The sequence below is a fragment of the Conexibacter sp. JCM 18997 genome (genome assembly GCF_055391915.1).
The window spans coordinates 1353624-1365722 of record NZ_AP043885.1; the positions used below are offsets into that span (position 1 = coordinate 1353624).

Below are 12099 nucleotides of genomic sequence, written 5' to 3' on the forward strand. Positions count from 1 at the left end.
CGCGTTCGCGCGCTCGGCCTGGCGAAGCTGCGTCAGGCGCCGGCGGCCGCGGGGACGTCGTAGCGGCGCGGCGTCCCGAAGCGGTGGGCGCAGATCGACACGGCCTGCTCGCGCAGGAAGGTCAGCAGCTCGACGCGGCCGGCGGAGACGACCCGGCCGGCGTAGGCGGCGACGGCGGGTGAGCCGTCCGTCGCCTCGGCCAGCGCCTGCGTGCTTGCGCCGATGAGCCGGACGCGGCCGCCGGTGGTGGCCAGCGCCGCGGCGCGCGCCGCCCACGCGGCGTCGTCCTCCTCGCGGTGGGTCACGCCCGTGGCGGTCAGGTAGCGGGCCAGCGGGGCCGGGAGCTCCGGCGCGGAGACCACGACCGGCGATCCCGCGCGCACGCCCGCGGCGACGACCCGGACCAGCTCGACGAGTCGGCCGCCCGCGAAGCGCACCGTGACCGGCACGGCCTGGTAGCGCAGGACGTTCTGCTCGTGCTCGAGCCCGGTGACGTCGGAGGCGACGCCGAACTCGCTGGCCCACGCCTCGACGTCGGTGGCCAGCGCGGCGGACAGCCACTCGACGTCGCCCGCGTCGAGGTCCGCCGCCCGCGCTGCCTCGACGGCCTGCGCGGCACGCCGGTCCAGCGCGGCAGCGGCGCCCGGAGCCCGGTCCGTCCACGTGCCCAGGCCGAACAGGTAGTTGGGGCCGCCGGCCTTCGTGCCCGGCCCGACGGCGGACTTCTTCCAGCCGCCGAACGGCTGGCGCTGCACGATCGCGCCCGTGGTGCCACGGTTGACGTAGGCGTTGCCGGCCTCGACGCGGTCCAGCCAGCGGGCGATCTCCTCGCGGTCCAGGGAGTGCAGGCCCGACGTCAGCCCGTACTCGATGTCGTTGACCAGGTCGATCGCCTCGTCGAGCGTGGCGGCGCGCATGATGCCGAGGACCGGACCGAAGTACTCGGTCAGGTGGTACTCCGAGCCGCGGCGCACGCCCTCGCGGATGCCGGGCGTCCAGCGCGCGCCCGCGTCGTCCAGCCGCCGGGGCTCGAGCACCCACGACTCGCCCTCGCCGAGCGTGGTCAGCGCGCGCAGCAGCTTGCCCTCGGCCGGGCCGATCAGCGGGCCCATCCGGCTGGCGCCCTCCCAGGGCAGGCCGACCGCGAACGAGGCCACCGCGTCGACGAGCTGGCGGCGGAAGCGCTCGCTGTCGGCGACGGACCCGACGAGGATCACCAGCGACGCGGCCGAGCACTTCTGGCCGGCGTGGCCGAACGCGGAGGTCGCGACGTCCAGCGCGGCGAGGTCGAGGTCGGCGCTCGGCGTGACGATGATCGCGTTCTTGCCGCTCGTCTCGGCCAGCAGCGGCAGGTCGGGGCGGAAGGAGCGAAACAGCTCGGCGGTCTCGTAGCCGCCGGTGAGGATCACGCGATCGACGTCGGGGTGGGAGACGAGCCGGCGGCCGAGGTCGCGCTCGTCGACCTGGACGTACTGCAGGACGTCGCGCGGCACGCCGGCCGCCCATAGCGCCTCGGCCAGGACCGCGCCGCAGCGCCGGGCCTGGCCGGCGGGCTTGAGGATCACCGGCGAGCCGGCGGCGAGCGCGGCGAGCGTCGAGCCGGCCGGAATCGCCACCGGGAAGTTCCACGGCGGCGTCACCACGGTCAGTCCGGCCGCGGCGAACGCGGCGCCGTCGACGGCGTCCAGCCGACGTGCCGACTCGGCGTAGTAGTGGGCGAAGTCGATCGCCTCGCTCACCTCCGGGTCACCCTGCTCGAGCACCTTGCCCGCCTCGGAGCCCATGACCTCCAGCAGGTCCGCGCGGCGCTCCTGGAGCACCTCGCCGGCGCGGTGCAGGATCGCCGCCCGCCCGTCGGCACCCAGCGCGCGCCAGTCGGCGGCCGCGGCGACGCCGCGGGCCACCAGCGCGTCGAGCGCGTCGGCATCGGACAGGGTGTGGCGCGCGACGGTCTCAGCGCCCAGCGCGCTGTCGCGCATCCGGGCCAGGATCGCCGTGCCCCAGTCGCGGTTGGCGGCGAGGCTCGGATCGGTGTCGGGCGTGTTGGCGAAGCCGTGTGCTGGGGCCGGCGGCTGCGGCTGGGAGCGGTCCTGCGTGCGGTTGGGCTGCGGGGCCTGCGTCGGGATGACGGCTACGGCGTCCAGAAACCGCTGGCGCTCGCGCTCGAACAGGTCGCGACGCGTGTCGAGGTCGAACATCGCCGACATGAAGTTCTGCTCCGAGGCGCCCTCCTCCAAGCGGCGGATCAGGTAGGCGATCGCGATATCGAACTCGTCGGGATGGACCACCGGCGTGTAGAGCAGGATCGAGCCGACCTCGCGCCGGACGACGGCGGCCTGCGCGGTGGCCATGCCCAGCAGCATCTCGAAGCCGACCCCGTCGGTCACGCCGCGATCCTGGGCCAGCAGCCAGGCCAACGCGATGTCGAAGAGGTTGTGGCCGGCGACGCCGATGCGCACGTTGCCCACGTGCTCGGGGCGCAGCGCGTAGTCGAGGATCGCCTTGTAGGAGGCGTCGGACTCGCGCTTGGTGGACCACGTCGCCAGCGGCCAGTCGTGCAGCTCGGCGTCGACGCGCTCCATCGGCAGGTTGGCGCCCTTGACGACGCGCACGTGCACCGGCGCACCGCCGGCGGCGACGCGTTCGGCCGCCCACGCCTGGAGATCGTGCATCGCGCCCAGCGCGTCGGGGAGGTAGGCCTGCAGCACGACGCCGGCGCTGAGCCCGTGCAGCTCCTCGCGCTCGAGCAGGCCCTTGAAGACCGCGAGCGTCAGGTCGAGGTCGCGGTACTCCTCCATGTCGAGGTTGATGAACGTGCTCTCCGCCGCGGCCAGGTGGTACAGCGGCAGCAGCGCCTCGATCGCCTCGGCGACGGCGCCGTCAAAGCCCCACGGGCTGTGCGGGGCGACGGTCGAGGAGACCTTGATCGACACGTAGTCGACGTCGGGTCGGGCCAGCAGGCGGCGCGTGCCCTCCAGGCGTCGTGCGGCCTCCGCCTCGCCGAGGATCGCCTCGCCCAGCAGGTTGACGTTCACGCGCGTGCCGCCCTGGGCGCGGATCGACTTGAGCGCGTGGCCCAGCTTGCGGCCGGTGGCGTCGATGACCAGGTGGCCGACCATGCGCCGCAGCGCGAGGCGCGCGATCGGGACGACGATGCCCGGAGCGAGCGGTGCCAGGCGCGCGCCCAGGCGGGTGATCGCGCGCAGGGGCAGGGGGAGGAAGTGCGGGACCAGCGGCTCGAGCGCGCGCAGGTTGCGGGCCGCGACGTGCGTGTCCTCGGGGCGGATGACCCCGTCGATGAACCCCGTGGTGAAGGCCAGGCCGTGTCGGTCGCGCAGCATCCCGGCCAGGCGCCGGGCGTCGGCGTCGACGGGCTGGTCGCGGGCCTCCAGCAGCCAACGCTCGACGAGCGCGATCGTGCGGTCGGCCAGGGCGGGCTGATTCTCGCCGAGCGCGGGGGTGGGGTTCAGCGTGGGCATCACCGAGCAGTTTGCTCGTCCGAACCCTTCATGAAAAGCGGGTATTTATGCGTGATATGTTTCGGAATTGACGAATGGTTGGCGATGTGTTCGAGACCCGCCGGCTGCGCCTCCTGCTCGAGCTGCGCGAGCGCGGGACGATCACGGCCGTGGCCAGCGCGCTGTCCTACAGCACGTCGACGGTGTCCCAGCAGCTCGCCCTTCTGTCCCGCCAGGCCGGCGCGCCCTTGCTCGTGGCCGAGGGACGGCGGGTCCGGCTCACCTCGCAGGGGGAGACGCTGGCCGCGCACGCCGAGCGCGTGCTCGAGCTGGAGGACCTCGTCCGGGGCGAGCTGGAGACCGCGCGGGCGACGCGCGGGCCCGTGCGGGTCGCGGTCTTCCAGTCGGCCGCCCACGCGATCCTGCCGCGGGCGTTGACGCTGCTGGGCGAGCGCCACGCCGGGCTGCGCGTGGAGACCGCCGAGGTGCCACCGGAAGAGGGGCTGTTCGAACTGGCCGCCCGCGGCTTCGACCTGGCGATCGCCGAGCAGTACCCGGGCCATACGCGCCAGTACCGCGAGGGGCTGGAGCGCGAGCTCATCGCCCGCGACCAGATCCGCATCGCGGTGGCGGCCGGCGAGCGGGCCGCGGGGCTGGTGGAGCTGCGCGACCGCGCCTGGGTGATGGAGCCGGTCGGTACCGCGTCGCGCCAGTGGGCGGTGCAGCAGTGCCGCGCCGCGGGGTTCGAGCCCGACGTGCAGTTCGAGGCCGCCGACCTGACCGGCCACATCCGGCTCATCGCCTCCGGCCACGCCGTCGGCCTGCTGCCCGACCTCGTGTGGGTCGACGCCCCGGCGGGCGTGCGGCTCGTCGACCTGCCCGGCGCGCCGCACCGCGAGATCTTCGCGGCCATGCGCGTCGCGTCCGCGGCGCGCTCGGGACCGCGAGCGGTGTGCGACGCGCTGCGCGACGCGTTCGCCGACACGACGGCGTAGACCGCGCCGATCGCGGCGCGGCGCCGTGCGTGAGTTGCAGGAGCTCGCCGCCGATCGACTATCTGCGCCGGCAGGGGTCGAGCAGGCTCGCTCAGTTCCTCACGATCCCGGCCGAATCTGAGAGTCGAGGGAACTCTGGCCGCGGCGTGACCGCGGTCAACTGCCAAGCAGCACTGAGTACCTGGGTGGGGACGAGCCGACACGTTCAAGGCCTTCGAAGAACACAGCGTCTTGATCAGCCATGCGCGGCACGGCGTCCTCGTTCAGCTTCCACAGCAACTCAGCGGCCGTGAAACCGGCGGGGTCGTCGGCGACGAACCCGACGGAGCGCTCGACCAAGTCGCCGTCGGCCTTCGCATGTTCGTAGGAGATCGTGACGTTCGGAATGGGCAGCACAACACCCTCGTCCGGCCAGCCGTCGTGGCCGAGAATGTCCTTCTGGTAGGCCAGCACCGCGGCGTGGAACGCGTCGAGCGACGGGTAGTTCTCATCGAAGTGCCAGAAGGTGCGCAGCATGAGCATCTTTGGGAGCGCGGTCTTCGGGCACGACCGGTGCTTGTTGCCGTGCTTGCACGTGCCCGGCCTGGCCTTGGCGGCCGCGTCCGTGCTGGTGGTCACGGCAGCCGGGGCGAGGAGCACCATCAGCGCCACGATCGCGATCCGTCGCATCGCGCAAGCGTATTGCGAAGTGTCGGGAAGCACGTGAGTGCGACAGCCGCGAAGCACCGCGCTGCGACGAATACAAAGCATCGAATGCGACGCAACGGGGGCCCAAGAAGCCTGACTGCCTCGTGGTAGCGGCCGCTCGGGCGCGAGCTACTTCATGCTGACCGCAACGGTGCGACGAACACAACTTGAGACGCTCAACGAAGCGAACTTGAGACCCGGCGACGAATCGACGAGACAGCCTTGCTGTCGCGGATGCGGGAGCAGCGGGCGCGGGAGCTCCGTTCGATCGTTCGATGGAGGCGGTGCGGACCCTGAGCACAGGTCCCGGCGAGTACAACGCTCAACACCAGGCCGGTCACGGCCGCATCACCTGCAAGCGGTCGGGATCCACCCAGAGCGTCGACTGGCAGTACCGCGGCGAAGGCGACTGACGCAGACTGGGCGATGACGATCTGCCGTGGGTGGCGCAGCACGGCCCCGCCGCGCTCGTTGCCTCACAAAGCCCAGGTGCTGCGTGGCGATGCGTTGAGCTTGCAAGCCCGGTCGACGCCTTCGTCGCCTACGACGGCGGGGCCTCGTGCGGGCAAGGCTGAACACCCACAGCACCTCTGTCGAACAACCCAGTCTTACGAGATTCAGGCACCGGGCCGCCACGTCACGGAGGCCCGTCGTCGCCCGCGTCAGTTCATCGCCGTGGCGAGCTTGTCGGCCGCCATCGCGGTGAACCTCTCCCGGTCGGCGTCGCTCATGGGGCTCATCACCCCGAGGGTGGTCATCATCAGCACCGACCGGCCGACGCGCACGGCCATGATGTCGACGGCGGCGTCCAGGTGGATGCCTTGGATCTCCATGGGGATCGCGACCCGGATCGCGGCGCTTTCGTCGCCGCGGTCGTTGACGCGTAGTTGGGAGAGCTTGACGTCGCCGAGGGTGACGTCCTTGTCGCTGGCGTTGGACTTGATCTCGTCGAGCATCTTGTCCTCCATGCAGTCCAGGAACTCCTGGTTGCCCAGCGCGGACACGAACTGATGGGGCAGCGTCTCGTCGGGGAACACGGCGATCGACTCGCTGACCTGCTCGTTGCCGTCGTTCTCGAAGTCCGGCGAGGAGCCCTTGGCGGTGGTCTTTCCGTGGAGGTCTTGCAGTCCGGGGCACGTCCACGCGTCGGAGTCGTCATCGTCGTCTTCGTCGTCGGGGTGCCCGGTCCAGCCGGTCGGGAAGTCGTTGAGCTTCAGCAGGGCGGCGTCGACGATCGCCTGGTCGGCTTCCTCGTCTACTGCCGGTGTCGGCGCGGCTGTCGTCGCCGCGGAGGTACTCGACGTCGTCGCGGGGGCGACGGCGCCAGGGCTCGTCTCGGTGGAGGCGTCTCCAGAGCCGCCGCAGCCGGCGGCGATCAGGAGCAGCAGGCCGCACGCGGCGGCCCCAACCAGCTTGCGCATGTTCAGGCGTTTCCGTTCGTATGGGGCGATAGGGCGTGGCGAACCTACGGGCCCTATCGGAGCTACGCGTCCTGATCTTGACCCCCGGCGCGAAGCCGCCGGAGAACTCGCGGCGCCGTGCATCAGAAGGAGCAGCTTGATGGCTGCGGTCGCACGCGGCCGGACGGACGTCCGGAAGGCTCCCGCTGACCGCTAGTCCGTCGCAGCTCTTGCGGAAACAGTCGCATCTCGACGCGACTGGTGCAAAGCATCAGGTGGGACCAAGCCTTCCGACGCGTGTCCTGAACATCGCTGTCGACGAAACCCTGAGTGCCTACTTGGGCGGCGCCCAGACGTGCTGAGAGGGGCGTGGAACCGATACGACCGCCCACGTGCCGCGGGCGCCGGCTCTGCGGATTCTCCCGCGGGGGTACTGTCAGACGACACGGAAACGAAACGCCGGGCGACACCTCGATGAAACGAGTCCGACGGATCGCTGAAACGATCATCCTCAACGTCTACGGGCGTTGGCGCTACTCAGCGGGCACGAGCGGCACGAGGCTGCGTCATGGCCTCGGAGCGCGGACGGTGAAGGAGTAGCGGAAGCCGTCCCCGAGCTGGTTGGTGCATTCGAAGACGTATCGTCGCGCGGATCGGCTGCCGCGCCCTGAGACGCGACATGTGAAGCGTGCCCGGTCCTCGAAGCCGGCGCGGTTGGTGCCGTGTAGCCCGAGAGTGACGGTGGATCGGAAGGGGTGGGGCCACTGGTTGGCGGCGCTTGAGTCGATGTCGCCGACCATGCCGGCCCCGCCGGGGAGCGAGCCGCAGCCGAGGAAGCCGCTGGCGATGAGCCTGCGGCCGGTCAGCCGGACGCCGTTGACCCAGCCACGACGAGTAGAACTCAGACGCGTGCAGGGGAGGCGCTCCTTGGAGTAGCTGTCCACGTGTACGGTGTCCTCGGGCACGGAGAACTCGTTGTCGTCGAGGGTCACCAGGAACGAGCCACCGCGGAACGTTTGACCGAAGGCCATCTCGAACTCGCATAGCGCGGCGGGAGTGGCGTCGTCGTAGAGCCCGTCGGGGAAGATCTCCTGCTTGGGGCACTTGAGCCATTTGCGCGGTGCGGTCGTCCAGCCTTCTGCGTACCTGGTGGTGAGGTAGGCGTCAGCAGCCGCGGTCGCGGTGAGCGCCGTCATCTTCGCGGGCGGGGGATTGGGTCCGGGTGTCGTCGGCGCGGTCGGCATCGGTGGCGGCTGGAAGCCGTCGAAGTAGAACGCCGTGAAGCCCCCGAGGCCGGTTGGCTGAACGCAGGTGTAGTTGTGGCCGGCGAGGAGCGTGTGGGTGAACTCGATCGTGAAGGTGCGCCCGTCAGGGCTGACCGTCGGCGTGCCCTGCAGGTTGCCGCTGGCGTCGCTGCGGCTGGCAAATGCGCGTTCGAGGACGTTGCCGGTGTAGATACCGCGGTCCATCGAGATACGCAACGTCGGCGGCTCGCTATCGCGCGTGGTGCAGTCTGCTAGCTGGAGCGCGATGTTGAAGCGCGGCGAGGTCGAGCTGGTACCTGGGGGCTCGTAGAAGGACACCGATGCGCGTACGGTCCCGGCCTCGTCGTAGGCGACCGCGACGCGCGCGATGTCGGGTTCGTAGACGGCGTTGGCGTTGTCGAAGGCGGGAGTCCGTGGTGCGGGCGGATCGTCGATTGCGCCTTCACGCACCGCGCCGACGGCCCCGGAGGGGAATGCAAGCGCGACGGCTGCGCCAGCCAGCGCTAGGAGGTGGATCGGTCTCACGGTGGTCTCGATGGTTCGTTGGGGTGCGGTGCCGGTGCCGTCGGTTGTCTCGGGGGCACAGCTCGGATGTCGTCATGCGAGCGTTTCTCGCGAGCCCCCCAACACCTGGATCCAGCACCTTGGGAGCAGGTCTCGGCCGTTGGGCCATTCCCAAGCGCCCGAGTGCTCAGTATGTCGCGGACCAGCCCCGAGACACCGGCGTGGGACTTCGCAGCAGCCTAGAACTCGTTGAGGCGTACCGCCGACGCCACAGCCGTCAGCGTCGGGTGCATCGCCTCCGTCGCACCGGAATGTGCGCTGCAGCGAGCCGCCGTGTTTCTGGTCGATGCACTTACGCGCATATCCGGGCGTCGGCTTGGAAGATCGCCGTCCTGGCTGGGTCGTCCCGGCGTCGCAGTCGGCCTCGGCAATTCGCGGGTCACTTGGCTTCGTTGCCAGGATCAAGTGGCTTCGTTGCCGGAGTCAAGTTCGTTCGCTTCCAGGGTCACGTGGGATTCGTGTCAGACGACACGGAGATGGAAGCGAAGCGCCACTCACCTGAAACGCGGACGACAACCTTGTGAAACGGTCGGCGTGGGAATCGGCTCAGTTGGACCGCTATGCCGTCGCCGCGACCTGGTCCTCTCTCGCGAGTCGCGCGAGCCAGCACGCGGCGTGCAGCAGCAACGCCGCTGAGGTTCCGTCGATCTCAGGCGCAAGTCCGTGGGCGATGATGTTGCGCAGGTTGATCTCGAGCGGCTCGCAGAGCAGCGCTTCGAGGTAGTCGAGCCATGGCACGTCCGGGTCCAGCTCGCGCAGCTTCCTCATCACCGTGTTCAGCGAGATGGCGCCGCCGAACCTGCCCTCGGCTGCCGGCTTGACGATGGTGAGCCCGCGTGCGCGTGCGAGGTTGCGCAGCACGGCTTCCAAACGGGGAACGAGAACGTGGGCTGACGCGTCGTACTCGCCATCCCAGAACAGCTCCACAGCGTGAGCGATGCGACCTGCGCGCACCTCGTCGATGAGAGGCGACGTGAAGTACTGGGTGAGTTGCTCGCGACTCGGCCGGCCGTGGTAGGCGGGGATCTCATCGAGCATCGGACCGAGAAACACGAATGCGACGAACTCCGCATGCAGACGACGTTGCCGGGCACGAGCGGTGCGCCGCTTGTTCTCCTCCGTGTCGGCGATGAACTGCGGGGCTGCGGTCTCTGCGCCAATCACTGTCTCGCCGAGGAGGCCCAGCAGTGGGTGATCGCGTCGTTGTTTGTCGACCACTGCATCGAGATCTGCATTGGAGCCACCCGGGGGCTCCATGCCGACGGCGAGCCGCAGCAGAGCGTCGGACGCATCCGATGCCCCGCTACCGCAAAGTCGGTCGACCTCCTCTCGGATCTCCTCGGTCGGCAGCTCAGTCGAGACCTCGAACGTCTCGAAGCCGAGCTCAGATTGAGGCAGCTCCTGCAAATCGTGTAGGAGCGTCGCCGCGTCTGCGTGCAGGTCGTGAGTTCGCGCGAAATCGATAGCGCGCTGTAGAAGTGCCACTTTGCCGAGGCCATCCGCTCGGTGGGCCTCGGCGACACGCGCCTCGAGCTGCCGACGATGGAACGCGGCGCGCTCCTGAGGATCGGTGGCAGCCTCGGCAGCAAGGCCGAGCGCAGATGCCTCGTGTGTGGTGCCTGCAAAGCGTGCGATGACCGCCTCCAGCAGCCGGGGGAGGCCCTCCGGTCGGTTCCTGGGCTTCAGCGCGATCACCGAGCGCAAGGCGACGAACGGCGGGCCGGCGTGCTCTTCGGTCAGGAAGAGCTCGGTCAGTGAAACGGCCCGCGCTCCGGCGGCCGCTAGCGCCTCACGGTCGTTCAGCTCAGCGAGAATCTCGAGAGCTCGGCCGATGCAGTCGGCTCGATAGATTGGCTCCCAAGCCTCTTCGTCCGTCAACTCGAGAAGTGCGGCCGCGGCGCGACGGCCGAGATCGTGCCCTGACGGACCACCCGCGACGTACAGGAGGTCAGCGAGCCGTGCCTGCACTATCGGGTCGACGACCGCATCTAGGCTCCATCGCCAGACCTGGCGGACATCGTCAGAGACCTCATCTGGCCGGGGCGGATAGCGGTCGTCGCCGCTCTCCCACATCGCCGCATACGGCCCGCCAGATCGCTCACGTCGATCCGGGCTCTGCATCAAGACGAGGTCATAGATGAAAGCCATCCCGAGCGACTTGAGCCTCGCGCTCCCGGAGTCCTCGGCTGGTCCGGGGAATCGCTGGCTAAGAGAGAACCAATCGGGACGCCCCGTCAGCGCATCGCGCACGAATTGCAGTTCGTCGCCTGAGAGCTCTCCTGGAACTTCGTCGGACTCCGGCACGGGTCTAGAGAACCTTATGGTTCGGTCGGAAGCACCGCTACACGCTGCCCAATGAGCAACAATGTTCTCGTGGATACCGTGAGAAGTCGCGGGAGATGCGTGAGTTTCGGAGATGCACTCGAAGTCCTGTGCGAGGTGCGCCCCCGCTTCGTGGCCACAGCGATGACGGCGATATGCGGTGCGCCGATCCTGGCCTGTGTTTCGCGGTGGATCGCGCGTCGCGGTGCTGGTGTCCCGGCGATTGATCAAGTTGGCTCGGCGGGGCTCCCGTAGTTCGCCTGCTGCCCCGGCCCCGCCCTTCAGCCTGAGTTAGAAGGGTCTTTCCCATGCCTGCCGATTCACGAGACTGGTGGCGGCGCGCCTGCCCCAAGTGCGGCGCACGTCCGGGCATGCCGTGCGTGTTTCGCGGACTTGATTACGTCACAGTCCCTCCGCATCGCGAACGGAAATCCCCTCGGGGCGATCGTGTGCTCGGGCTCTCGGCTCGAGACGCATCAGTGGTGTGGGCCGTCGCCCTACTTGCTGTCGCGGGGGCGATCGCTGGATGGGGCCGGCTTGAAGGTCTCCGCGAGAACCTCGTGGCCGAAGCGATCGTCGCCGGACTGGGGATTCCGATCGCGCTCGGCGTGCTGGCACGTCTGGACAGCCAGAGACGCCGCCAGGAGTGGAACGCCGTCAGCGACCAAACGCTAGGCACGATTGCCACAGCCTGTCATGAGATCTCCGTCGAGGTTTGGTTTGCTCTCCCGCAGGAAGCCCGCCGAGGATCGCGAGACCCGTTGTTGGTACCAGACGGCGGGCTGTCGAAAGTGGTCACCCGTATGGCAATGGCCGCCCGGCACGCAGCCGGGTTGGAGTTCACGAAGTCCACAACTTCCAAGGATGGCCCAAGCACCAGGGAACAGGTCGTCCACATGGCGAATGGGTGGCTCCGCTTCGTTCTGCGCCTCCCCTACCAGCCGGCTGCGCCCACTCAAACGCTGATTGCCGTGCCGCCGGCGGTTGATGCATTCACCCGGGTGGAGCCAACGCTGGTGTACTTGTCGTCCTCGGTGGCGCCGCGCGTTGCCGCCGCCGCCGTCGACCTTCGCTTGCTGCACCTGCTCGCCGTCGTCGAGGAACAGGGCCGGGCTTGGGCGTACGAGTGTCGCCTCGTCAGCGAAGGTCGTCCCGCAAACCTGGTCTGGAACAGCGTGGCGGACACGCTCGACGCTCTTGCCGCACTCGCGGGCCACGTGCGACGCTTTCCCAGCGGCGCCTTTCAGCTGCACGGGTAGGCGCGGGACGGACTACAACGTACAAACCGACTCAGTCGGGGTGGTCTGGTGCCGCCGCCAGAGATACTCCGTACGATCGTCTGGAGTTCCCCCGCTTTCGTGGACACGTGATCGCTGGGCCGTCTGGCCCGGCAGTGAGGATCAGTGTT

7 protein-coding genes are annotated in these 12099 nt (G+C 69.4%); 2 read left to right on the plus strand and 5 right to left on the minus strand.

Annotated elements, in window-relative coordinates; genetic code table 11:
• Positions 1-32 precede the first annotated feature (32 nt).
• A complete protein-coding gene (locus ACZ5UI_RS07040) occupies positions 33-3479 on the minus strand; it encodes a bifunctional proline dehydrogenase/L-glutamate gamma-semialdehyde dehydrogenase (RefSeq protein WP_464195642.1) in 3447 nt (1148 codons plus the stop codon).
• A gap of 86 nt (positions 3480-3565) precedes the next feature.
• Between ACZ5UI_RS07040 and ACZ5UI_RS07045 the strand changes: the two genes are divergently transcribed.
• The gene (locus ACZ5UI_RS07045; RefSeq protein ID WP_464195644.1) at positions 3566-4453 is read left to right on the plus strand and encodes a LysR substrate-binding domain-containing protein; all 888 of its coding nucleotides are present in this window, start codon (positions 3566-3568) and stop codon (positions 4451-4453) included.
• A gap of 156 nt (positions 4454-4609) precedes the next feature.
• Here the strand turns inward: ACZ5UI_RS07045 and ACZ5UI_RS07050 are convergent, their stop codons facing one another.
• The 4 genes from ACZ5UI_RS07050 to ACZ5UI_RS07065 all read right to left on the minus strand — a co-directional run bounded on the left by ACZ5UI_RS07050 (position 4610) and on the right by ACZ5UI_RS07065 (position 10673).
• The gene (locus ACZ5UI_RS07050; protein WP_464195646.1) at positions 4610-5122 is read right to left on the minus strand and encodes a hypothetical protein; all 513 of its coding nucleotides are present in this window, start codon (positions 5120-5122) and stop codon (positions 4610-4612) included.
• A 680-nt stretch (positions 5123-5802) separates the two neighbouring features.
• Complete coding sequence (locus tag ACZ5UI_RS07055) at positions 5803-6561, minus strand: hypothetical protein (protein ID WP_464195648.1); 759 nt, start codon at positions 6559-6561, stop codon at positions 5803-5805.
• Between the two features lie 545 nt (positions 6562-7106).
• A complete protein-coding gene (locus ACZ5UI_RS07060) occupies positions 7107-8330 on the minus strand; it encodes a hypothetical protein (protein ID WP_464195650.1) in 1224 nt (407 codons plus the stop codon).
• A gap of 597 nt (positions 8331-8927) precedes the next feature.
• Positions 8928-10673 carry a DUF7380 domain-containing protein gene (locus ACZ5UI_RS07065; protein WP_464195652.1) on the minus strand — a complete coding sequence of 582 codons (1746 nt, stop codon included), beginning with the start codon at positions 10671-10673 and terminating at the stop codon, positions 8928-8930.
• Between the two features lie 578 nt (positions 10674-11251).
• On the opposite strand from ACZ5UI_RS07065, the gene ACZ5UI_RS07070 reads away from it, so the two are divergent.
• On the plus strand, positions 11252-11950 hold the full coding sequence (locus tag ACZ5UI_RS07070; RefSeq protein ID WP_464197906.1) for a hypothetical protein: 699 nt from the start codon (positions 11252-11254) through the stop codon (positions 11948-11950).
• Positions 11951-12099 lie beyond the last annotated feature (149 nt).

Excerpts from the sequence above, each read along its gene's own strand:
- ACZ5UI_RS07040 (WP_464195642.1), bottom strand. The coding sequence starts at position 3,479 with ATGCCCACGCTGAACCCCACCCCCGCGCTCGGCGAGAATCAGCCCGCC.
- ACZ5UI_RS07050 (WP_464195646.1), bottom strand. The coding sequence starts at position 5,122 with ATGCGACGGATCGCGATCGTGGCGCTGATGGTGCTCCTCGCCCCGGCT.
- ACZ5UI_RS07055 (WP_464195648.1), bottom strand. The coding sequence starts at position 6,561 with ATGCGCAAGCTGGTTGGGGCCGCCGCGTGCGGCCTGCTGCTCCTGATC.